A 22,434-nucleotide genomic window follows, 5' to 3' on the forward strand; every position below is an offset into this window, starting at 1 on the left:
CGCCAAAATGGGTTGTCGAAAGATTTGAATAAGGGGATAACCGAATTTATTGATTGTAATTAAAACAAACCAAACTCTTTGATAACTTATTAATTACTCTAATCAAATAACTGGTTATTCCCTCCAAGAATTGATAATTATACAACCTACTTTTATGACCAGGTGATAGAAATCACATACAAATGAAAAGCAAAGTGATACCATTCATGTGAAGGTATTTTAATCGAAACGAGGTAATGAATTGAACTTTCCACAACTTAAAATAGGACATATTATGCCAAGGGTACCGATAATGCAAGGTGGAATGGGTGTTGGGATATCTCTAAGCAAGCTTGCATCAGCTGTCGCAAATGCTGGTGGGATTGGGATAATTTCTGGAACAGGTATTACTGTAAATGAGATGCGTTCACATATTAGACGAGCGAAGGAGCTAGTCAAGGATGCCGGATACATTGGGGTAAATGTATTATTTGCCATGAATGATTTTGCTGAAAAAATGAAAGCAGCACTTGAAGAAAAAGTTGATTTTATTATTTCAGGTGCTGGCATCTCTAGGGATATGTATTCATGGGGAAAAAAAGCAGGAATCCCGGTAATCTCCATTGTCTCTTCTGCTAAATTAGCTAGGATTTCCGAACGCTTAGGTGCTGCAGCCATAGTGGTTGAAGGCTTTGAAGCTGGCGGCCACCTTGGTACCGATCGGCCAATGTTTGATATTCTTCCGGAAGTAGTGGATGCTGTTTCCATCCCGGTAATTGCAGCAGGAGGAATTATGACTGGTGGGGATATCGCTAAAGCACTCGCAATGGGAGCGGCAGGCGTGCAAATAGGAACTCGTTTTGTTGCCAGCGAGGAATGTGATGCACCTCTTCAGTTTAAACAGAAATATGTCGAAGCAAGAAAAGAAGATATGGTTTTGGTTAAGACAACTGTCGGCCTGCAGGGAAGAGCCATCAAAAATAATTTCACCAAATTAATAAGTGGACCAGATAAGATTAAAATTGCAAAATGCCAAGATTGCTTGAAAAATTGTTCTTATCGCTTTTGTACACTTGATTCTCTGCTAACTTCTGTTAATGGAGATGTAGAAAATGGCCTAGTCTTTGCCGGTGCAAGAGTAGATGAAATCAAAGAAATCCTTCCTGTCCAAAAAATTATTGACAATCTCACTGCGGAATATGTTGAAACATTAAGGGAAAAGTTCCATAACCCTACTATTTCTCCATCGTAAACTAAGAGCCAACTGCACGAAAGATTCAGTTGGCTCTTTTCTTTATATTTGCAACAGCTCATCCCTGAACTACTAATAAAACATCTATCGTTTATTTTTCAAGTTTATAATATCCTCTTTTTAGCCCATAATAACTGAACCAAAGGGCTTGAAGAAAGAAGAAAAAACCCCAGACTGGAGCAGGAAGAATAACTGTTAGCCTGGCAAGGTTAGCTGCATCCCCTGCTTCATACGGCTGAATAAGACTTATATATAGAATTTCATAGGCACTTTGAACCGAGTCAACCAGTAGAATTGATGCAATAAGTAATAAGAGATAATCTCTTAAATTTTGACTACCTTTAATGAGTAAGATGAGGAAGGCAATAGCAAATGAACAAAGCCAAAAGATTCCATAAGGATTCCGAACCCAAAAAATAAGGTTTAAGAACATGAACCCTAGCAGGATATCAATTAAAATTATCTGCTTTTTCTTGCCAATTAATAAGTATGATAGAAACGCCATAAATGAGGCAAAGGTATATCCGGCAAGACTTGTAAAGAAACTGCCAGCCCAGGTAGATTGGTTACTATATGTTGCCCCTTCAGAATTCATAAATAAGGAAATCCTTTCAACATTTCCGCCAAGCAGCGCAATCAAAGCATGACCAGATTCATGAATAAGTGTATTTATTACCTTTGCGTAATTTCCAACAATCGGTACATGAATCAACAAAAAAGCTAGCATGAGGAAAAGGAAAAACTTCGCACTTAATTTGTCTCGAACAAAGCTCAAGATTGATTCTCCTCTTTATTAAAATTTACTTTATTCCCTCATTTTAACATTTTTGTTATATTCATAGTAATTTAATCCTCATAATTTTTGAAAATAATAGAGTAAGTTATGAGTCAGTTTGTTATCTTCATTCTTAAAATTATTTTTCTGTATTCCTTGGTTCCTGTTTATTGCTTTGTGTAAATGTCAATAGGCAAAAGAATACAAAACTTAGAAGTAAAATAGCTCCTCCTCCAATATAGAAAGCAGTCTCCACTGCAGCAGGAAGAAATCCCGGACGGAAATTATACAATGCCATACCGCCAGTCAAGCCTATTGACCCAATGATAGCTGAATAGACATGAAGCATGGCCAAAATACGATTTTTTGGTTGAAATACTCGATAATAAACCGCCCATGAAAATAAGCTTAGCCAGCCAACCACTAAAATATGGGCATGAATAGGGCGAAATGCATAAGAGCCTGAACCCGCCATATGTCCCCCAAGTACGGCTCCAATTAAACCGAAAACTGCGGAAACCTTTAATAATAGATTGCTATACTTAGTCATATAAATAATTCACCTTCCTTTTTTCAGTTAATAAATAGAATACTTTATGAATATGAACGGAATATGAACAGCACTTTACATTTTGGGAAGAACCACTTTAAAGACAGTTCCTGTACCCTTTTGACTTTCTAATTCGATTTTTCCATGATGCAAATCGATGATTGTTTTTACAATGGATAAACCAAGACCCGTTCCTTCAATTGTGCGCTCTCTTGAGGTATCTGCCCGGTAAAAACGGTCATAAATTCTTGTAATTTCTATTTCATCTAAACCAGCACCTGTATCTTTAAAAACCACTTCAATATGTGTTTCTGATTCAGATAATTCAATATCAATCGAACCGTTTTCCTTGTTATACTTTATCGCATTTGTCAAAAGATTTTCCCAAACAGAATATAACAATGAGGAATCACCTTTAACTGATACTTCTGGTAGCATGAAACTAATCATGATTCCTTTTTCCATAATACTCCATTGGTATTGGTGAACAACACTCTTTAATTGACCTGTTATATGAACTAAGCTTACATCCATTAAATCCTTCTTACTTTCAATTGAAGAAAGAAGCAAAAGCTGTTTTGTCATTTTTGACAGACGGTTAACTTCATCCTGGACAATGCGAACGTACTTTTGCTTTTCAATTTCACTTTTATCGTTACTTTCCAGTAAGTTTAGATAGCCTTTTATATTTGTAAGCGGTGATTGAATATCGTGAGAAATATTGGAAATCAATTCTTTCCTTAGTGTATCTACTTTGGCTAACTTTTCTGACATCCTTGTAAAATTTACAGCTAAATTCCCTAGTTCATCCTTCCGGTCAATATCCAGCTTAATGGAAAAATTACCCTCCGAAATTTCTTTTGTCGCTTTATTTAGCTTTCTAATCGGTTGTACTAAATATTTTGTACTAATCAGAACGAATAAAATGCTTAATAAAATCGAAATGACTAGCAGCCAGCCAAAAAGAATATGCATTTCATTGAACATAAGTTTAATATCGGGTCTGATAAACAAGGCATATTTTTCATTTTGGTATTCAAGGGGTACACCGACAGAATTTTTTGTTTCATTGGCAAAAAAACCAGTTACAAATGTTTTGTGAGGGAAATTACGTATCCCGTGATAGGACTCCCCTTGAATGACTTTTCTAGAAATTGCTTTGGGTAAATTGGTAACTCTAAAAGGTGATCCAAAATATACCCTGTCACCTTCCTGATTGACCAACAGAATTTGGTAACCAATCGCCCCTATATGGTCAAAATAATCATTCAGACTAATCAATGGGTGGTTGCTTGCAAAGTCAGCAATCTCTATGGCAAAATTCATGACTTTCTCGTCATTTTGCTGTTTCAATTTACCTTGGTAATAGGCATTGGATAGAAAAAAGGAAATTATTCCGCTTACAATCATAATCATAATCGTAATAAAGGCAAATTTACTATATAAGGATTTCATGAGCATATTATAAAACCTCCAAGGAATAGCCTACCCCTCTAATTGTCTTAATGGTAAAATCTTCAGCAATATCTGTAAACCGCTCACGCAATCGTTTGATATGTACATCAACGGTTCTTTCATCCCCCTCAAAATCCAGGCCCCAAATTTTTTCTATAAGGTGACTGCGGCTGAAAACCTGATTGGGATGCTCAGCCAAAAAGGTCAACAGCTCAAATTCTTTTAATGGAAGCATAAAGGTTTTATTTTTAATTTTCACTTCATAGCTTTTTTTATTTATATATAACGAACCTATATTAATATTGGCTTCACTTGCTTTACCATACCTTCTCAACAAGGCATTGATCCTAAAAATTAATTCCTTTGGTTCAAAGGGCTTAATTAAATAATCGTCTGTACCTGATTCAAATCCTTTTTCCTTATCCTCAATCTGGCTTTTAGCCGTTAATAAAATAACCGGTATATCATACATTTTTCTAATGTTATATGTTAAAAGATACCCGTCCATCACTGGCATCATCACATCCACTATCGCTAAATCAATTAACTCCTTCTCTACAATTTTTAAAGCAGTCGCACCATTTTCTGCTGCGATTATTTTAAAACCCTCTTTGGTTAAAATTCCTTTCACAAGGTTGCGGATATATTGATCATCATCGACAATTAAAATCGTTTTCATCTTCACACCTGCTTATTTATTCAATTTATTCACTTCTTTCATTGTACTTAAAGCCATTTCATTTGGAAAGAACGAACGTTTTTTTCGCAATAGAAATTAATTGACTTTATTTTATAAACATTGGACATAATTGTAAGGACTCCTTTTTATGTGAGGTGAGGTGAAGTAATGAAACGGGCAATCATTATAATATTAAGTATATTATTCATCATCTTTATGGCCATATTATGTATCTATTACCTCATGAAAGGTGATTCTTCACGGTGGCAGGTTGCACTCGGGGGAATTTTCGCAAGTGCCCTACCGCTTTCCTTATTACTTTTGAAAAAGAATCCCTTTAACATTCCGATTATTTGTACTTATTATATTTTTTTATTTTGTACGTTGTATTTAGGCTCCATTGCAAGCTTTTATCTCCATCTCAAATGGTGGGATTCCACCCTTCATTTTTTCAAGGGGATATTCATTGGTTTGGTGGGAATCGTGTTATATAAACGATTGATCCCTAGAAATGTACGAAAGGATGTTTCACATTGGATGCTTTTTCTCTTCACCCTTTCTCTTGCCGTCTTGGCTAGTGTACTTTGGGAAATTTATGAATTTGTCGGAGATTTGACGTTTGCCCACACGATGCAAAGAGGCGGTAATAAAGATACGATGTATGACCTGCTTTGTGGTTTGGCTGGTGGTCTTATTGCGGCGTTATATTCTTTTGTTCGAAAACAAAAGCTTTAGTTAGGGGTGAATGAATGAACCGAAAACTCGTTATCATACTTAGTGCGTTATATGTTATCTTTATGGCCATCTTAATGGTCTATTACCGCCAAAATGGCGAATCATTTAAATCAACAGTAGCTATTGGCGGTGTTGTCTGCGGTGCTATCCCGCTTCTATTGGCACTATTTACTAAGCTGCAATTTAATTTACCAATTGTCATTTCTTATTTAATTTTTCTAATCGGTTCACAGTATCTGGGCTCTATCCTAGGCTGGTATGGACTAGGCTGGTGGGACACTTTTATGCATTTGGTTAGCGGAGCCATCCTTGCATTCACCGGAATTGCGTTATATGAGAGGATGATACACAGAAATGCGGGTGATGAGATTTCCCCCTGGTTTGTCTTTTGGTTTACCTTATCGTTTGCAGCATTAGGCGGTGTCTTATGGGAAATCTATGAATTTACTTGCGACCAGTTTTTTGGCATGACCTTGCAAGGTGGCGGAAACAAAGATACAATGACTGATTTAGTTGCCGGCACAGTTGGCGGTCTCATCATTGCTGTTTGGTCTGGTGTTAGAACTAAGAAAAAGATAAAGAAAGAATATCCACAGATGTAATTCAAAAAAAGCAGTCTAAACGTAAATTTAGAACTGCTTTTTTTCAATCACGATTACACCGTTACAACCGGAAAAAAAAACTCCTCATACAGCGCCTGAACCGCTTTTTTTTCGTCAACTTCCTTTACCCCAAACATCATGCTGACCTCAGAAGATCCCTGGTTTATCATTTCGATATTGACAATCGCCCTTGCCATGGCTTTAGACGCTCTTGCCATCGTACCGATATTATGACGCATGCCTTCGCCAACAACCATGATGAGGGCTAGACCATGTTCGAATTTCACTTCATCCGCATGTAATTCTAACTTTATGCGTCTGGTGATTTCCCCCTCCATTTCCATATCAAACTGATTTTCTCTTAAAATAATTGAAATGTCATCAATTCCCGAAGGCGTGTGTTCATATGATAATCCAAACTCTTCTAAAATGCTTAAAAGTTTGCGACCAAATCCAATTTCTCTATTCATTAAATATTTGCTCACATAAATACTGCAAAACCCTTGGGCGCTTGCAATACCAATAACAGGACCATTTGTATTATCCCGTTCATTAACAATTCTCGTCCCCACTGCTGAAGGATTGTTCGTATTCTTGATTTGAACGGGAATTCCTGCCCGGAAAGCCGGCACAAGCGCTTCGTCATGTAACACAGTAAATCCTGCATAAGAAAGCTCACGCATTTCTCGGTATGTTAATTCCTTAATTTCCTTTGGTTTCTTGACAATAAAGGGATTAACAGAATAAACGGCGTCCACATCAGTAAAGTTTTCATATAAATCTGCTTTAACACCATTGGCAAGGATGGAACCAGTTATGTCTGAGCCGCTACGTGAAAAAGTGAATACTTCTCCTTCTTTACTATAACCAAAAAAACCCGGAAAGATTAATAATCCATCCCTTTCTCGCAATGAATACAAACGTTCATATGATTCAGGTAATACCTGGGCGTTTCCTGGTTCATCACTCACGACAAGTCCAGCCACTCTCGGATCAACATAATAGGCCTCTACTCCCTTCTCTTGGAAGAATGCAGCAACCAATTTTGCATGATTGTCCTCACCACTTGCCTTCACCCTATCGATAAACCTTTCTGGCTTACTTCTGTCTCCATTTAGCCTTTCCTCTAGATCAGCTTGTATTTCGGTAATAATCTCAGAAGAAAGATTTAGTTCCTCGGCTATTGTCGCATACCTTTGGATTACCGCTGCTAACATTTCCAATGGATTCTGCTTCAGCAAGCAGCGCTCTGCACATTCAATTAATAAATCGGTGACCTTTTGATCTCCGGCAAATCTTTTCCCTGGAGCTGACACGACGACTATTTTACGCTCGGAATCAGAAGTTACAATCTGGAAAACCTTCTCGATTTGTTTTCCAGAAGCTAAAGAGGATCCGCCAAACTTTACTACCTTCATGTAAAACATCTCCTAATTCCAAAAATATAATCTTAATTTTATCTGAATTCAGAAAATATACAAGAGTTTTTTCTTCCGCACAGGCACATTTGTCTTTTTACCAAGGACGCACATATTAAAGGACATCAAAAGAAGTAAATTTCCATTAAGAAATCCACTTCTTTTCCTCTTAAATATATGTTTTACTATTTCCTTTGGAAATTGACTAACGAATTAATTCAATAAAATGAGCAAGAATCCTTGCAGTCAAACCCCAAATTACTTTATCCTCAAACATATAAAAATACTCTTCCATCCCTCTTGTCCGCCAATTGTAGTTTTCTCCACCAACGATTAAATCAAATGGAAAATTTTTCTCCGGCTCTACTTTAAATTCGATATGATATATTTCAGGTTCCTTTTCAATGAAAAAAGTTATTGGAACTGTGAAAATTTCCCCGACCTCTGCAGGATTCGGCTGGATCGTTTCTAAACTACTAATAATTCCGACATAAGGATAGACCATCATTCCAAAAGGAGAAACCATAAAATCAAGCGGATAAACTCCTGTGATTTTTTCCACGCTAATCCCTAATTCCTCACTTGTTTCACGAATTGCCGCAGACTTTTCATCTATGTCTAAAGCATCCATCCTTCCCCCTGGAAAACAAATTTCACCTGGCTGTCTCCTTAAGTTCAATGAACGAACTTCGAATAACACATGAACCCCGTCTTCTTTTTGAATAAGAGGTAACATAACAGCATATTTTGAAAACTTCTCACTACCTAGTATTTTAGTGGTATGACTTTTTAATTTTGCTTGTACTATTTCCAACTCCATGATTTCACCTCTATTCATTTTCAAGGTTCTTACTATCTACAATAACATTTTTATTAGTTGATTGAAAAAAACAACCCAACTTCGATCAAGTTGGATTGTTCCTGGGAATTCTTATTCTTTTTTTTCAAACCAAGAATACATATAGGCAGGATCTTCAATTTCCTGTGCTGTTTTTACAATCCTCAAAGGATGGAAGGTATCAATCATAACTGCCAATTCCAATGTTTCTTTCTTCCCTATACTTGCTTCAGTTTTGCCAGGATGAGGACCATGTGGGATCCCGCCTGGATGAAGCGTAATTGAACCCTCTTGAACCCCTTTACGACTCATGAAATTTCCTTCTACATAATAAAGAAGTTCATCACTGTTAACATTGCTATGATAATACGGTGCAGGAATCGATTCTGGATGGTAATCATACAATCTTGGTACAAAGGAACACACGACAAAATTGTTTCCTTCAAAGGTTTGATGGACAGGAGGAGGCTGATGGACCCTTCCAGTGATTGGCTCAAAATCCTCGATATTAAAGGCACAAGGATATAAGTACCCATCCCAGCCTACCACATCAAATGGGTGATGCCCTAGAATATGGGAGGAGATCGTGCCCCTCGCTTTCGTCAACACCTCATATTCACCTTTTTCGTCAATCGTCAATAATGCTTCTGGTCCACGAATATCACGTTCACAAAATGGGCTGTTCTCTAGTAGCTGACCATATTCGTTACGGTAGCGCCTTGGTGTGGTAATTTGACTAAATGCTTCTACAAAAAGCATTTTGGTCACTTCGTTAGCATCAGGTATTAATCGAAACATCGTACCAATCGGTATGATGAGATAATCACCAGGACGGTAGGAAATCGTCCCGAACATCGTTTCTAGTTTCCCTGTGCCGAAGTGGATATAGAACATTTCATCCCCATCGCCATTCCGATAAAAGCTTTGCATTGGCTCAGTGACATTTGCTGTTCCAATTAACAAATCTTGATTTCCTAAAAGATAATCTCTTGCTTTTAAGGCATCACCTTTTTTTGTTGTCTTACTTGTAAAAAAGTGACGATGATTGAGAGCCTTTTGTTCTTCATATTCTGGCAAGTAATTACCAAGCAATTCAGATTTTACTATTTCAGTAGGCATATAGTGGTGATATAAAATCGATTGGGTTCCTGAAAAACCCCGCGTTCCCATAACCTGCTCTCGATAAAGACTTCCATCCACCTTTTTAAACATCGTATGACGTTTATGTGGGACTGTTCCCATTTTACGGTAATACATCATTTCACCTCTATTCCATCAATAATTGAATTGTGTAAGACACCGAGATGCTCAATTTCCAACTCAACATGATCACCTGGTAATAACCAGCGGTGTACATCAAGGCCAAGCTCGAGAATACATCCTGTCCCGACTGTCCCAGAACCAATAATCTCTCCAGGATAGAGGGTAACATCTGAAGATGCCCGTTCAATCATTTCCCCAAAGGAATAAAAAAGATCCTTCATATTTCCTGCTGAAAGTAATTGACCGTTTACACGTGCTTTCATTGTGAGATTGAAGCCCTTTCCTAATTTCAAAGGCTCCAGCTCATCTTTGGTAACAATCCATGGACCAATAGAGGTTGAAAAGTCCTTTCCCTTCGCCGGACCAAGACCCACCTTCATTTCCTTCCGCTGTAGGTCTCGTGCACTCCAATCGTTCAATATACAATAGCCAAAAATATACTCATCTGCTGCTTTAGCTGGTATATTTCTCCCTTCTTTGCCAATAATACAAGCAATTTCGAGTTCGTAATCAAGCCAGTCAGCTCCAAGAGGCTTCGCAATTTCTTCTCCAGGTCCCTTTATTGCAAGATGATTGGAAAAATAAAATACTGGTATTTCATACCATTCTGGAACCATTTCAAGACCACGGTTTTCCCTTGCCGTTTTCACATGCTGCTCAAAGGCATAAAAGTCACGAAAGCTTTTTGGCCTAGGAAGAGGTGCCAATAATCGGATTTCACTCAAAGGGTAAATTCCTTTTTGATTGTTTAATAAAGACAATAATGCTGCTTTTTTTAAATTTGCTTCACTGTTTTCGAGGAAAACTACAAGATTATCAGGTAACTCCCCACCAGTTACTTCATACATATCAACTGCATGCTCTTGGTCCAACAGAAAACCGGCCCTAATTGTCCCATCTTTTTTTTCAAAGGTTACAAATTTCATCTGGTCACCTTTTTTCCTTTTTTCGAATCAGTTCAAACGTTTTTGCTAATGGGTCAGTGAAAACATTCCCCGCCATTCTTCCTACCGGCTTTAATTTTGCTGTTTCTATTCGTCCTTTATTATAAAGCTCACCGTTTACATGGATGTGAACCACCTTGCCAATTACTAGACTGCCTGCTCCAGGCTTATCGCCAAAATGAAGCACCTGATAGAGCTCACATTCTAAATGAATATGTGATTCCTTAATCCGCGGTACAGCCACCTTCATACTGGGTTCCTTGGTAAAACCTACTTCTTCTATTTCATCGATGTCAGCAGCAAATTCAATCGCACAATCATTCATTTGCTGAGCCATTCCTTCACTGACAATATTAATAACAAATTGGTCTGTCTTTTCAATATTGACTAGTGTATCTTTTTTAGCACCATCCGTTCCCCGTCTCATTGGTGAAAAACAGATGAGCATCGGGTCCGCACCTATCGCAGTAAAGAAACTAAATGGCGCAGCATTAGCAATGCCATTCTCATCCATTGTTGACACGAAGGCAATCGGACGAGGCAAAATCGATCCAACTAAAAGTTTGTATGCTTCTCTCCATTCAAGTTTTTCCGGTGAGATTTCCATTCCTTCACCACTCTTTCAGTTTGAAAAAAGGGAGAAATCATTCTCCCTTAATCCCACCTTATGATAGATTTACCCTTTAAATCTAGCTTCTTTGTTTAGTTATTAAAGATTTCCTCGTTTTTCCTGTTCCCGCTCAATTGACTCAAACAATGCCTTAAAGTTTCCTTCACCAAAACCACGAGCCCCTTTTCGTTGAATGATTTCAACAAATAAAGTGGGACGATCAACGATTGGCTTTGTGAAAATTTGCAGTAAATAACCCTCATCATCACGGTCAACCAAGATATTTAGTTCGCGAAGCTTTTCAATTTCTTCATCAATTTTTCCAATCCGTTCACCTAATGAGTCATAATAGGTTCCAGGTGTCTTGAGGAATTCCACCCCGTTCTTTTTCAATGTGGTTACCGTAGACACAATATCTTCTGTCAAAATCGCTAAATGCTGCACACCCGGTCCATTATAGAATTCTAGGTATTCCTGGATTTGCGATTTGCGTTTCCCCTCTGCCGGTTCATTGATTGGGAACTTGATCCGCCCGCCATTGTGCATGACCTTTGACATCAAAGCCGAATATTCTGTCGTAATATCTTTGTCAGAGAAATGCTTCATTTCCTTAAAGCCCATGACCTTTGCGTAATATTCCACCCACTCTTCCATACGCTCGACATTTCCGACCACATGGTCAACCCCAATCAAACCGGCATCCTCAATTGGTAAATAGACTGTGTAGGGCTCATACCCAGGTAAAAACTCCCCTTGATAATTTTTTCGCTCGATTAATGAATGAATCGTGTCCCCATATGTACCGAGAACAGCCTTTTTTACGATTCCCTTTTCATCCCTCATTTCAAAAGGGGCTACATGGACGATTGCTCCCCTACTAACAGCCTCTTCAAATGCTTTGTCCACATCATCGACCAACAACGCTACGTCCTTTACACCATCACCGTGTTTCTTCACAAACTGGGCAACTCTACTTCCTTCGGTATAGGAGCCTGTAATGACAAGACGAATATTCCGCTGCTTGAGTACATAAGAGACCGTTTCACGATTCCCTGTTTCAAGACCAGAATAAGCAACTGGTTTAAACCCAAAGGCTGTGCAAAAATAATGACAAGCTTGCTTGGCATTGCCTGAATAAATCTCAATATAATCTACATCTCTAACAGGGAAAAAATCATCCACAAGCTGATCAGCTCTGACTCGTTTTTCAATCATTTAAAAGCCTCCATTCACAATAAAATATAACAATATTCTGAATTGATTTTAAACGAAGGCCTCTTGTCCTCTCAAGAGTAGGAGGTAAAGCAATAACGCTTTTAGGTACTAAAGAAATACTCTCCCATCATAGTATTTTATATGGTAAACATAAAAAGAAACATGCCTTGTAAAAGGATGTTTCCATTGTGAGTATATAAAATATGTTGCTACAAAAATATTCCAATCATTATGGCGCTTTAAAAAATTTTTCAAGTAAGCATCGCCCGATCATTAGCCATTTGAATACCACGGATTCGTTTAAATTCTTCTAATAAACGTTCAATCGTAAGCTGCTGCTTATTTTCCTCATCGACTTCTAAAATGATTTGACCTTTATCCATCATAATTAATCGATTACCTAGGTCAATGGCTTGCTGCATATTATGGGTAACCATTAATGTTGTAAGGTTGTATCTATTTACAATTTCCTTCGTTAAGTTCGTAATCAACTCAGCCCTTGAAGGATCTAGTGCAGCTGTATGTTCATCAAGCAGTAGAATGGAAGGTTCCGTGAATGTGGCCATTAATAAGGAAAGGGCTTGACGTTCCCCACCGGATAACAAGCCAACCTTTGCACGAAGCCGGTTTTCGAGGCCGAGGTGCAAGGATTCAAGTACCTCTCGGAAATAATCGCGTCTTTTTTTCGTGACACCCCGACGAAGGGCTCTCGTTTTATTCCTTGAATAGGCCATCGCAAGATTTTCTTCAATCGTCATACTTGGGGCTGTTCCGGCCATTGGGTCCTGGAAGACGCGGCCTATCATTTTTGATCGGCTAAATTCAAGAGAATTGGTTACATTTACTCCTCCAATATGAACTTCTCCTAAATCTGGAATCAAAACTCCCGCAATGATATTCATTAATGTCGATTTACCAGCCCCGTTACTACCAATAATCGTGACGAAATCTCCAGGCTTAAGGGATAGATTCACATGATCTATGGCGATTTTTTCATCAGGTGTTCCTTCATTAAAAATCTTATGAATCTGATTTAAGTGCAGCATGATTGTCCCCCTTTGCGGTGGCGGTAGCTTGGATGGCGGGTAGCTTTTCTACTTTTCTCCGTGCTTTTCGCTTGTTCTCTTTTGATCGATCGATTATTTTCGGTGTTGTCAGTGCAATAATGACAATAATAGCCGTAATCAACTTCATATCGCCTGGTTCTAAGAAGTCAATCCTTAAGGCCATTGAAACGACAATTCGATAAATAATTGAGCCGCCAATTATAGCAAGGGTTGTTCTTGCGATAGTTTTTGTTCCAAAAAGGGCCTCACCAATGATGACCGAAGCTAAGCCAATAATGATCATCCCGATTCCCATACCAACGTCAGCGAATCCGCCTTGCTGGGCAATGAGTGCACCAGAGAAAGCTACCAAGGCATTGGAAAGCCCAAGTCCGAGAATGACAAGTAGGTTGGTATTTGCCGAAAGGCTGCGAATCATTCGCTTATTGTCTCCTGTCGCTCTGATGGCTAAACCAATTTCGGTTTGTAGAAACAGATCGGTTAAGAACTTGATAAGAAAGGTAACAACAATCATAAAAATGAGTATTCCCCATGTTTCCGGAAGATTATCACCAAGACCAACCGTTGAAAGCATGTTATTGAAAAATGAATCAATTCCTGTTTTTTCAAAAAAGTCACTAATGTTTGTAAATGCTGTTTCCGTATTTAATAGGGGAATATTTGAACGGCCCATGATCCTTAAATTTATTGAATAGAGTGCTATCATCATTAAGATTCCGGAGAGCAAGTTATTAATTTTTCCAAACGTATGAAGCAGCCCTGTTAAGCATCCTGCGGCAAAACCGGCAAATATGGCCAAGATTGTTGCCAAAAATGGGTTTACCCCCGCCGATATCATTATCGCCGAAATGGCTGCCCCAGTTACAAAACTCCCATCTACCGTTAAATCTGGGAAATCCAGAATACGAAAGGAAAGATAGACTCCTAGCGCCATAATTGCATAGATGATTCCTGCTTCAAATGATCCAAATATGGCTGTAAACATTGAGATCATCCTTTCTTTAAGCCTTTAGTTCAAGTCAGAAATGCCATCAGCTCATATTGCATTCTTATGTAAGAATCAAGGAGTTAACCCATGGAAGGGTCTCCTCCTCGAAAAAATAGCATTAATTATTTTCCTTCATAAAACTCGCCAAGCTTACTCCATTCCTCTTTCACCGTTAAGCCTTGTGCTTTGGCAGCAGCTTTATTTATGACTAGTTTTAAACTGCTTGGGAGTTCAACTGGAATTTCCGATGCTTTCTTCTTCCCAGTTAAAATGTCCGCAGCCATTAAACCAGATTGATAACCGAGGTCAAAATAGCTAAACCCACTTGCTGCTACAGCACCTTTTTTCATGGAATCAAGCTCGCCTACAAATAAGGGAATTTTTTTGCTGTTTGCAACGGCAATAACGGAATCAAGCGCAGTGACAACCGTATTATCAGTTGGAATGTAGATAGCATCAACACGTCCGACTAATGACTCAGCAGCCTGCTTCACTTCTGATGTATTGGCAATAGAAACTTCTACAAGTTTGGCCCCTTTCTCTTCCACTAGTTTTTTTACTTCTTTTACTTGGACTTCAGAATTCTGTTCCCCTGAGTTATAGATAACACCAATATTTTTTGCTTTTATTTCATCCGTAATAAAGTTAATGGTTTTTTTGGTTGCTTCTGGATGGTTGTCAGTTGTTCCAGTAATATTTTTTCCAGGTTTGTCAAAAGCTTTTACTAAGCCTGCAACAACTGGGTCTGTCACCGATGTAAAGATAATCGGAATATTCTTTGTAGCATTTAATGCAGCTACCGCACTTGGGGTGGCATTGGCAAAAATCAGGTCTACTTTGTCACCAACAAAGTTATTGGCAATTACTTGTGGATTATTCGGATCTGCTTGTGCATTTTGCTCATCATACTTTACCTTAATTCCTTTATCTGCCAAAGCCTTCTTAAAGCCCTCTGAAGCGGCATCTAAAGAGGGGTGCGGAGCATACTGGGTAATCCCCACTTTGAACTCCTTATCCGTTCCTCCCTTTTCTGAACCTCCTGATGTTTCTTTACTTCCACATCCAGCAAGCAGCAACATTCCTGCCAAAGCTACTGAAAGTGCTTGGAGCCTTCTCTTCATAATAATTTCCCCCTTAACATTTTTAATAACTTTAAATTTTCCAAAAATTAAATATATTAAAAGTTATTCTAGTATTTTTATGCATTAAAAGCAATAGAAATCGCAAAAATATTTTTTCGCTTTAAAGCGACATAATATGTGATAATCAATCCATCTCGGTTGTCCCCCCTTCTTCTTTAGAAAAGCGCAAGGCGCCCGCCTATCGGCGCCTGGAGCTGGACATTTCTCGAAGTTCAAAGTTATAAATTCTTATATTATAAAGAAAAAAGCCTTCTAGCTAGTAGAAGGCATTTATGGTTGTATATTAAATTATGAATGGAGTAACAAAAATATGTATTTTACCAATCACGGGTGTTCTCGAGTAATTGGTCAATCTCAACATTCTTCATCTTTTGGCTATTTTTCTCAGATGTTAGATTTGTCGTTGCTTCTAATAATTTGTCGATATCAATTAATCCGGTACCCATTTCTAACCTCCAAAATTTATAGTTATCTTTCGCTTTATCAAACAGTTCGGAGGGTTAATATAATTTATAGGGGTACTACTTTATGAGATTTAACCTTGGTAAAAAATGTAGGGAAACAACAGTAAAAAAACTGCTTCAAAACGCATTACATCCAGCCTTCATAATAGGCTGGATGTCTCTTTGATTTATGCGATGCTTTTTATTTCTTTTTGGTTACTCCCTTGTTTAAAAATGTATTTCATCATTGGCGGAGTAACAAGCGTGGTTACAAGGACGACGATTACTAGAATTGAAAATAGTTCTTGGCTGATTAATTTTGACTCTAATCCTATCGTGGCAATAATTAAAGCAACCTCCCCACGGGAAACCATGGCTGCTCCAATTCCTAATGAACTTCTCCATGAAAACCGAGCCATTTTTGCACCAGCTGCTGCACCAATTAATTTCGTTAAGATTGCTAGAATACTAAGCCCAACAATAAGGCCTAAATGCTGTGAAATACCTGTAAAACTTGCTTTCAAGCCGATAGTGGTAAAGAAAACAGGCACGAAAATTGAATAGCCAATTGTTTCTACCTTTTCAAATATTTCATGCTTATATTCCGTTAAACTTATTGCAACTCCGGCAATATAGGCTCCTATAATCGCAGCAATTCCAGTTAATTCAGCCACATATGCATAAAGAAAACAGATAATTAAGCCGCCTGAAAGGATTGATTCTGTCACCATTAATGGGGCAAACTTTTTTAAAATCCAAGGGACAATTTTCCAAGATACTAAAATAGCACCTCCGAAGAAGAGTATTTTTTTAATAATCATCATACTTAAATTTACTTCTCCACCAGCCATACTCATTAAAAATGCTAAAAATATGATAACGAGGACATCATCAATGACAGCGGCACCTAAAATCGTTGCTCCTTCTTTAGATTGCATTTTATTAAGTTCTTTAAGCGCTTGAACAGAGATACTTACACTGGTCGCAGAAAGCAATAAGCCTAAAAAGATAGCTTCAAATGTGGACATATTCATGATAATTCCTGTCAGATAGCCTACAAGTAGTGGCACAATAATTCCACTTACCCCCACTAGTGTAGATGCTTTCCCAGATCGCTTAAATTCATCTAAATCAGTTTCCATCCCAGCAATAAACATTAACAAAATGACACCTATTTGACTTAGCTCATCCAATGTTTTCGATTCTGAAACGAGCCCTAGAACCGCAGGTCCTAAAATAATTCCTACAAGCAATTTTCCTAGAACCGAGGGCTGTCCTAACTTTACACTAATATCGCCTGCAATTTTAGAGGCAAGTAAAATAATCATCAACTCAAAAATTAATTCCATCGAATCACCTTTCTTTTTCTGAAAAATAAAAAGAGCCTGTCTTAATAATGACAGACTCTTTCCTGAAAAATAGAAAAAGGCCTGTCAAACCAATGGACATAATTATCCCTTGGTGACAGGCTCCTCCAAATAACAGCAATCATTTAATTAATACTAGTATAACAGAATAAATGATATTTATCAATTAGCCCTTAGACATTGTTTATTTTTCCAAAAATAAGCAGGCAGGCAAAATACATTTCCGATTAAATGGTAGTATGAAATTTAATCCCACTTTTTTACTTTATCGATTACTTTTTCCTTCAAAATGGTTATAAAAGTTGATTGTCCCTTTTGTATTTTTTGCTTATGCCATTCATTGAAGCTTGCAACGGTAATCATGATTAGTCCAGCGATTAATAAATATGCCCACCATGGCATATTTCCCCAGTAGGGTCGTGTTTGCAGGAATACATTTAATAGTAAAACACCACACCCAACAAAGAAATATGATTTTATTTGGAGGAATACACCTGCGAGCAAAGATAACAATGACAATGATCCTAAAATAATCGCATCATAAATTGTATTGCTTGCTAAACCATCCTGGATTAAAAGCAGAGAAACAATGATGAGTACTCCCCATTGAATCGCTTTCGTTATATCCGAAAAGCGCCCTTTTAAACTAAGTCGTATGAAAATCACAAGAATAATATATGGAAGGACGTTTACCTCCCGTTCCCATAATGACGGAATGTTTAAATCCCCAATGATTGCATAGTATGGTTGTAATAAATAGGCTCCCGCGATGATAGACATAAAGACTGAGAAACTGGTAGGTACTCTTTTTCTCTGCAGCCAGAAATTGATTGCAATCAGAACACCTGGCAGTGCATGGCTCCATAAGTGCTGATTCGCAAAAAAGTACATAAACCAAAAGAATAAGAAGGAAACGGCCGTATATCCGTCTACTTTTATTTCCTGAAACTTAGCTCCACCTGTCACCAGCTTTTTATAAACCTTCTGTCCGATTAGAACCATGGTTATGCCTAACCCTCCAAAAAGAAGCATTTTTTCGAGCTCATTCAACTCACTTAAATATGAGAATTCAACGGTTGCGATAAATGCTAAGAGCAAAGGGATAATCCCTAATAAATCCCATTTAATTTTAAACAAATAGACCATTGTGGCAATCGTATATCCACAGGTAACCATGTACGGCAGCCAAGTAAACGGATAGGTCATTAGCATACAGACAATTCCGACAATAGAGAATGGCACCAAATAATAAGTTGTTCGTTTTTTAAATTCTCTATGAGCAATACAGGTAAAAATAAGAATAAGCCCACTTGTAATTGGGAATTCATAGCCCCCAAAATTTTGGACAATTAGTTTATCCAATCCAATTGAAACAGCAAAAAATAGGGTTGTAAAACTACCATAAAGAAAGGATTTGATTTTCCATTCCTTAACAGCTAGTTTTGTACTTAATACATAGACTAAAAAGGCCAAGCCATAGCTATATATTGCGTCTGTATGAAAAGCAAACCAGGTAATAACAAGTGCGATTGGGTAAATGCAATGACCCATCCATGCAAAAGCATCTGAAAGACCTAAATCCTTGTTTTTAAAAATATAAGCGATAAAAAGTAAGATTACCGCACTTGTAGAAGCGATGAATGAATTCATTATATGGGTGAATGGGAATCTCATTGTCATGGCATGGATAAGCGAAAAATAGGATAGCCATGCTGTGATACTGACAAGATATGGGATCCATTTCGTACCCATCTTTTTATATAAATAGAAATACATTCCGATTCCAATTACCAACACTAAAGGTTGCACCCATAATTGATTAATTGGGCTAAATAAAGCATGGAAAATGGCAATGGTATAAAGGCCTTGGGATGTAAACAATGAAACCCTGCTTAGTTCCTTTTCCCTTATTTTTTTCCATATAAAGCTTGATAAAAAAATAAATATTGCCCCTATAGCAAAATTTACCGCATAGCCATATTCTTCATGATACGTTGTGAAGTTTATATTAATTTCTTCACCAAAAGCGGCACATGCCAAACCAAGTGAGCTTGGTAAGATCCATAAGGCTGCTTCCTGATAATAAGCCCTTGTTTCCATTTTTAATAGTAGATAAGCAATTATTGTGAGGAGCAGCAGCATGACTCCTAGCTCCCACCAGTTGAAAAGACTAATCGCTAACATAATAGCGAGCATCATCAAGACTAACCCAATGTCCTTTGAACTGTTCTGTATGATTCTAAAATATTTTGCTAAAGGTACAATTCCGAAAACGATAAACAAAATAAAACCTGTCAAACACAATGTAAGTGAAAAATTTATATTGTAGATATGTTTAACAATTAATGCAACAGCTTCGTAGATGCCAGAACCGACAAAAACCGAACTCAGATACGTAAATAGACGCATTGGACTGTTATGTGCTAAATAAATAAAGTTAGCTCCTATGATAAAGTAGGCGAGCATTAGCACAATAGAAGGATTCCCCGAGCGGAGTATTATTCCCTCAAAGCTAATATAGATGAAGGCAAATCCAGAAATCATTGCACTTGTATAGTGAAAAACTTTATCTAGAGAAAATCTTCCGTTCAGTGCCTTAGGAACAAATACTATGCCAACTCCTATTAGAGCGTAGACTATCGCGCCAAAATTATCGAGGAAGCTGTGCTCTATTAGCTGATAAGCACCATAAACGAGCATTGCACTAAAAATAAAATGGTATTCTTTCCTTCCACTGACATACATCATCGATAAATAAATTAGGGCAGTTAAGATGAGGTTGAAACTGTATAAGACCTCATGGTCGTATAAAAAAAGCATGAAAAGTGTACTAAGAACGAGATTAACTTGGATATAAGGGACAAATTCCTTTGTAAATAATTGGAGTGATTCTCTGTGTTTCAATTGGTGGTAGACAAAAATGAGCAAAGCGTTAAAAACCATCGTCCCCAGGTAAAAGAAATCAACCTTTAGGAATAGTCCCGCCAATAAAAAGGCCATCCCCGCGGATATCGAAACATAGGTAAACCATACGAACAGTCTAGAGCTTAAGTTCTTTGCAAATAGAATATACATAATCACCGGTAGAAAGCTGCCAAGCATCCCCAAAAGGTAACGGCCAGCACCGTTAATCGATAAATACGGGCCTAAAAGACCAAACCATCCAAGCGAGAGAATAAATATCGGTAAGAATAAACTGCCAAGAACAATAAAGGCAAATGCCGTTTTATCAATATGCAGCACTTTCTTAGTTAAAAAGGCTATTCCATAAAATAAAAGTGATACAATCGCAATCGCACCGCTTTTCATAATGCTTGTCATTGATTCCCAATTGCTTGTGGCTACGAATAAACCGCCAATTAATAAGAAGATTACTCCCATATTTAATAACCAAGTAATATTCCTTTCGCGAACCTCTTCGGGTGTTAGTATTTTTTTCTCTTTTTGAGGTTTTGGAGGTACAATCGAATGGATTGGCACTTCCTTTTCTGTTGGAAGAGGAAGGGCTTCTATTTCTAATAAATCCTTATGATATTGATGGTGCGCCTTGGCCACAGTCTCAACAATTGTATCCGATAAATAACCTTCCTCTTTCAACGTGAAAAGCTCCTGCCTAAAAATCCTTCTTTTCTCTTCCCGTTTATTTAGCTCCATTAAATCTCCCCGCATTCATCCCATTTATGGTGTAATCAGGCCATTGAAATATTTTGTATAATACCCTATTCTCTCTATAGTGTAATTTTACACTAAAATGAAATATTTTCAATATTTTCCTTAAAATTATTATTTGCAAAAAAAGTTGTAAGTTTGGGAGAAAAATCTGTATGATTAAAGAATGTTTACATAAAAAGTGTTGGAGGTCTCTATGCTTACTTTTAATGAAAAATTAGCCGTTATCGACGAATTTTCGGGATTAGAAAGAAAAAATGTTTCACTAGGTCGCATTAATTTCCAGTTTCCAAACAGTATTTCAGAGAAAAAAAATATTGTTTATCATTTGCACCCTAATGGAAATGGCTTTGTATATGCTGGGCAGTTAGAAAATTATGAAACGGACGAAAAAGGAATGGTCAATATCCGTGACTTTTCCGCTGATCAACTACGACAGCTGATAAAAGAAGCGATTCATGCACTCTCACCACTTGAACCCAATACAGTCGAAGAAGCAATCATTGGAGATTCAAATGAGGAGCGCTGGGCTGATAAGGAAAATAATCAGCTTATCGTAATAAATGAAAATGATGCATGGAATATTTATTTTGGGTTAAATCTTGATGCCAGTTTTGATACATATCAAGAAGCTGTGGAGTTTTTGACCGAAGAGGGTTTTCAACGAAAATAACGAGAAAGGCTGTGCAGGTCATATGCACAGCCTTTATTATTCTATTCAACCCTCCCTTTCAATCCATTGGTCTAAGCGGATAATACTTTGCTTGGCACGATCATATTCAATCGTACGATAATGGTGCATCCCACCTTCTTCTTCATCCCTTTCATCCGCCCATTTAACAATCTGCTGTAAAGGTGTCCTGACAATATCATTAGAAGGCAAAAACGAATCAGTATGGAAAAGAATCGCAAGTGCAATCGTTTTGGCTTTAATCGGATTTTCACCAAGTCGGATTAAGAGTTTATGTGCTCTTTCTGCCCCTTTGATCGGGTGTATGTCATTTTGCTTATACAATTCATAATCCCATTTTCCGTTTTTATACCATGTATAGTGGCCCATATCATGGAGAAGTCCTGCTTTAGCAGCAATATCCACGTCCAATTGATGTTTCTTCCCTAAATGAAAAGCATGATAGGCAACAGCAATCGCATGAGCTAATCCAGAGCGATTCAAATATTTTTGGGCGATATGATGTTCGAAAATGTTTAATAAGGTTACGTCTCTCATGCTCTCTCTCCTAACTTTTGCAAAAAAATATATTTCATTTATTATATGATAACTAAGCACTCATAGCTAATTATTAAAAGCAAAAAAAGCAGGGATCCTTTTATCCCCTGCAATAGTTTTTTCATTATTAACCCATCGTTTTGAATTTTGTTATCCTGGATCTTCCACCTTACCATTAATATTTCACATCGTAAATGATGTGTATCGGCATTTTC

Annotated in this window: 21 protein-coding genes; 4 read left to right on the forward strand and 17 right to left on the reverse strand. The window is 37.6% G+C overall.

Features of this window, described 5'->3' with window-relative positions; translation table 11 throughout:
- Positions 1-274: 274 nt before the first annotated feature.
- Complete coding sequence (locus M5A78_RS07115; protein WP_248734668.1) at positions 275-1,231, forward strand: NAD(P)H-dependent flavin oxidoreductase; 957 nt, start codon at positions 275-277, stop codon at positions 1,229-1,231.
- A gap of 91 nt (positions 1,232-1,322) precedes the next feature.
- Here M5A78_RS07115 and M5A78_RS07120 read toward each other — a convergent pair whose 3' ends face one another.
- The 4 genes from M5A78_RS07120 to M5A78_RS07135 all read right to left on the reverse strand — a co-directional run bounded on the left by M5A78_RS07120 (position 1,323) and on the right by M5A78_RS07135 (position 4,690).
- The gene (locus tag M5A78_RS07120) at positions 1,323-2,006 is read right to left on the reverse strand and encodes a M50 family metallopeptidase (RefSeq protein WP_248734592.1); all 684 of its coding nucleotides are present in this window, start codon (positions 2,004-2,006) and stop codon (positions 1,323-1,325) included.
- Between the two features lie 139 nt (positions 2,007-2,145).
- Positions 2,146-2,556 carry a hypothetical protein gene (locus M5A78_RS07125; RefSeq protein ID WP_248734593.1) on the reverse strand — a complete coding sequence of 137 codons (411 nt, stop codon included), beginning with the start codon at positions 2,554-2,556 and terminating at the stop codon, positions 2,146-2,148.
- Between the two features lie 75 nt (positions 2,557-2,631).
- Positions 2,632-4,017 carry a sensor histidine kinase gene (locus M5A78_RS07130; protein WP_319942261.1) on the reverse strand — a complete coding sequence of 462 codons (1,386 nt, stop codon included), beginning with the start codon at positions 4,015-4,017 and terminating at the stop codon, positions 2,632-2,634.
- A 1-nt stretch (position 4,018) separates the two neighbouring features.
- Positions 4,019-4,690 carry a response regulator transcription factor gene (locus tag M5A78_RS07135; RefSeq protein WP_248734594.1) on the reverse strand — a complete coding sequence of 224 codons (672 nt, stop codon included), beginning with the start codon at positions 4,688-4,690 and terminating at the stop codon, positions 4,019-4,021.
- A 168-nt stretch (positions 4,691-4,858) separates the two neighbouring features.
- Between M5A78_RS07135 and M5A78_RS07140 the strand changes: the two genes are divergently transcribed.
- Positions 4,859-5,425 carry a membrane-spanning protein gene (locus tag M5A78_RS07140; protein WP_248734595.1) on the forward strand — a complete coding sequence of 189 codons (567 nt, stop codon included), beginning with the start codon at positions 4,859-4,861 and terminating at the stop codon, positions 5,423-5,425.
- 14 nt (positions 5,426-5,439) lie between these two features.
- Positions 5,440-6,027 carry a hypothetical protein gene (locus M5A78_RS07145; protein WP_248734596.1) on the forward strand — a complete coding sequence of 196 codons (588 nt, stop codon included), beginning with the start codon at positions 5,440-5,442 and terminating at the stop codon, positions 6,025-6,027.
- Positions 6,028-6,080: 53 nt separating this feature from the next.
- Here M5A78_RS07145 and M5A78_RS07150 read toward each other — a convergent pair whose 3' ends face one another.
- The 12 genes from M5A78_RS07150 to M5A78_RS07200 form a co-directional block, all read right to left on the reverse strand.
- Positions 6,081-7,445: an aspartate kinase gene (locus M5A78_RS07150; RefSeq protein WP_248734597.1), complete on the reverse strand. Its 1,365-nt coding sequence runs from the start codon at positions 7,443-7,445 to the stop codon at positions 6,081-6,083.
- 205 nt (positions 7,446-7,650) lie between these two features.
- Positions 7,651-8,265, reverse strand: coding sequence for an NUDIX hydrolase (locus tag M5A78_RS07155; protein WP_248734598.1), 615 nt, complete (start codon positions 8,263-8,265; stop codon positions 7,651-7,653).
- Between the two features lie 111 nt (positions 8,266-8,376).
- Positions 8,377-9,540 carry a homogentisate 1,2-dioxygenase gene (locus M5A78_RS07160; protein ID WP_248734670.1) on the reverse strand — a complete coding sequence of 388 codons (1,164 nt, stop codon included), beginning with the start codon at positions 9,538-9,540 and terminating at the stop codon, positions 8,377-8,379.
- Positions 9,540-10,472, reverse strand: a complete 933-nt coding sequence (locus M5A78_RS07165; protein WP_248734599.1) for a fumarylacetoacetate hydrolase family protein — start codon at positions 10,470-10,472, stop codon at positions 9,540-9,542. Before M5A78_RS07165 ends, M5A78_RS07160 begins: the two co-directional genes overlap by 1 nt.
- A gap of 4 nt (positions 10,473-10,476) precedes the next feature.
- Positions 10,477-11,097, reverse strand: coding sequence for a flavin reductase family protein (locus M5A78_RS07170; RefSeq protein WP_248734600.1), 621 nt, complete (start codon positions 11,095-11,097; stop codon positions 10,477-10,479).
- A 102-nt stretch (positions 11,098-11,199) separates the two neighbouring features.
- Complete coding sequence (gene hppD / locus M5A78_RS07175) at positions 11,200-12,315, reverse strand: 4-hydroxyphenylpyruvate dioxygenase (RefSeq protein WP_248734601.1); 1,116 nt, start codon at positions 12,313-12,315, stop codon at positions 11,200-11,202.
- A 251-nt stretch (positions 12,316-12,566) separates the two neighbouring features.
- A complete protein-coding gene (locus tag M5A78_RS07180) occupies positions 12,567-13,361 on the reverse strand; it encodes an ABC transporter ATP-binding protein (protein WP_248734602.1) in 795 nt (264 codons plus the stop codon).
- A complete protein-coding gene (locus M5A78_RS07185) occupies positions 13,336-14,367 on the reverse strand; it encodes an ABC transporter permease (protein ID WP_248734603.1) in 1,032 nt (343 codons plus the stop codon). Before M5A78_RS07185 ends, M5A78_RS07180 begins: the two co-directional genes overlap by 26 nt.
- A 125-nt stretch (positions 14,368-14,492) precedes the next feature.
- Entirely contained in the window at positions 14,493-15,491 is a 999-nt protein-coding gene (locus tag M5A78_RS07190) for an ABC transporter substrate-binding protein (RefSeq protein ID WP_248734604.1), read from the reverse strand.
- Positions 15,492-15,829: 338 nt separating this feature from the next.
- Positions 15,830-15,958, reverse strand: coding sequence for a hypothetical protein (locus tag M5A78_RS24695; RefSeq protein ID WP_264760441.1), 129 nt, complete (start codon positions 15,956-15,958; stop codon positions 15,830-15,832).
- A 185-nt stretch (positions 15,959-16,143) separates the two neighbouring features.
- Complete coding sequence (locus M5A78_RS07195; protein ID WP_248734605.1) at positions 16,144-17,304, reverse strand: cation:proton antiporter; 1,161 nt, start codon at positions 17,302-17,304, stop codon at positions 16,144-16,146.
- 264 nt (positions 17,305-17,568) lie between these two features.
- Complete coding sequence (locus M5A78_RS07200; protein WP_248734606.1) at positions 17,569-20,976, reverse strand: hypothetical protein; 3,408 nt, start codon at positions 20,974-20,976, stop codon at positions 17,569-17,571.
- A gap of 211 nt (positions 20,977-21,187) precedes the next feature.
- On the opposite strand from M5A78_RS07200, the gene M5A78_RS07205 reads away from it, so the two are divergent.
- Positions 21,188-21,664, forward strand: coding sequence for a hypothetical protein (locus M5A78_RS07205; protein WP_248734607.1), 477 nt, complete (start codon positions 21,188-21,190; stop codon positions 21,662-21,664).
- A gap of 45 nt (positions 21,665-21,709) precedes the next feature.
- On the opposite strand, the gene M5A78_RS07210 is transcribed toward M5A78_RS07205, so the two are convergent.
- Positions 21,710-22,219, reverse strand: coding sequence for an HD domain-containing protein (locus M5A78_RS07210; protein ID WP_248734608.1), 510 nt, complete (start codon positions 22,217-22,219; stop codon positions 21,710-21,712).
- Positions 22,220-22,434 lie beyond the last annotated feature (215 nt).

This window comes from Neobacillus rhizosphaerae, assembly GCF_937468385.1.
GTDB lineage: Bacteria > Bacillota > Bacilli > Bacillales > Cytobacillaceae > Neobacillus > Neobacillus rhizosphaerae.

Excerpts from the sequence above, each read along its gene's own strand:
- hppD (WP_248734601.1), bottom strand. The coding sequence starts at position 12,315 with ATGATTGAAAAACGAGTCAGAGCTGATCAGCTTGTGGATGATTTTTTC.
- M5A78_RS24695 (WP_264760441.1), bottom strand. The coding sequence starts at position 15,958 with ATGGGTACCGGATTAATTGATATCGACAAATTATTAGAAGCAACGACA.
- M5A78_RS07160 (WP_248734670.1), bottom strand. The coding sequence starts at position 9,540 with ATGTATTACCGTAAAATGGGAACAGTCCCACATAAACGTCATACGATG.
- M5A78_RS07190 (WP_248734604.1), bottom strand. The coding sequence starts at position 15,491 with ATGAAGAGAAGGCTCCAAGCACTTTCAGTAGCTTTGGCAGGAATGTTG.
- M5A78_RS07130 (WP_319942261.1), bottom strand. The coding sequence starts at position 4,017 with ATGCTCATGAAATCCTTATATAGTAAATTTGCCTTTATTACGATTATG.
- M5A78_RS07200 (WP_248734606.1), bottom strand. The coding sequence starts at position 20,976 with ATGGAGCTAAATAAACGGGAAGAGAAAAGAAGGATTTTTAGGCAGGAG.
- M5A78_RS07170 (WP_248734600.1), bottom strand. The coding sequence starts at position 11,097 with ATGGAAATCTCACCGGAAAAACTTGAATGGAGAGAAGCATACAAACTT.
- M5A78_RS07185 (WP_248734603.1), bottom strand. The coding sequence starts at position 14,367 with ATGTTTACAGCCATATTTGGATCATTTGAAGCAGGAATCATCTATGCA.
- M5A78_RS07125 (WP_248734593.1), bottom strand. The coding sequence starts at position 2,556 with ATGACTAAGTATAGCAATCTATTATTAAAGGTTTCCGCAGTTTTCGGT.
- M5A78_RS07210 (WP_248734608.1), bottom strand. The coding sequence starts at position 22,219 with ATGAGAGACGTAACCTTATTAAACATTTTCGAACATCATATCGCCCAA.
- M5A78_RS07165 (WP_248734599.1), bottom strand. The coding sequence starts at position 10,472 with ATGAAATTTGTAACCTTTGAAAAAAAAGATGGGACAATTAGGGCCGGT.
- M5A78_RS07155 (WP_248734598.1), bottom strand. The coding sequence starts at position 8,265 with ATGGAGTTGGAAATAGTACAAGCAAAATTAAAAAGTCATACCACTAAA.
- M5A78_RS07180 (WP_248734602.1), bottom strand. The coding sequence starts at position 13,361 with ATGCTGCACTTAAATCAGATTCATAAGATTTTTAATGAAGGAACACCT.
- M5A78_RS07150 (WP_248734597.1), bottom strand. The coding sequence starts at position 7,445 with ATGAAGGTAGTAAAGTTTGGCGGATCCTCTTTAGCTTCTGGAAAACAA.
- M5A78_RS07145 (WP_248734596.1), top strand. The coding sequence starts at position 5,440 with ATGAACCGAAAACTCGTTATCATACTTAGTGCGTTATATGTTATCTTT.
- M5A78_RS07135 (WP_248734594.1), bottom strand. The coding sequence starts at position 4,690 with ATGAAAACGATTTTAATTGTCGATGATGATCAATATATCCGCAACCTT.
- M5A78_RS07140 (WP_248734595.1), top strand. The coding sequence starts at position 4,859 with ATGAAACGGGCAATCATTATAATATTAAGTATATTATTCATCATCTTT.
- M5A78_RS07115 (WP_248734668.1), top strand. The coding sequence starts at position 275 with ATGCCAAGGGTACCGATAATGCAAGGTGGAATGGGTGTTGGGATATCT.
- M5A78_RS07205 (WP_248734607.1), top strand. The coding sequence starts at position 21,188 with ATGCTTACTTTTAATGAAAAATTAGCCGTTATCGACGAATTTTCGGGA.
- M5A78_RS07195 (WP_248734605.1), bottom strand. The coding sequence starts at position 17,304 with ATGGAATTAATTTTTGAGTTGATGATTATTTTACTTGCCTCTAAAATT.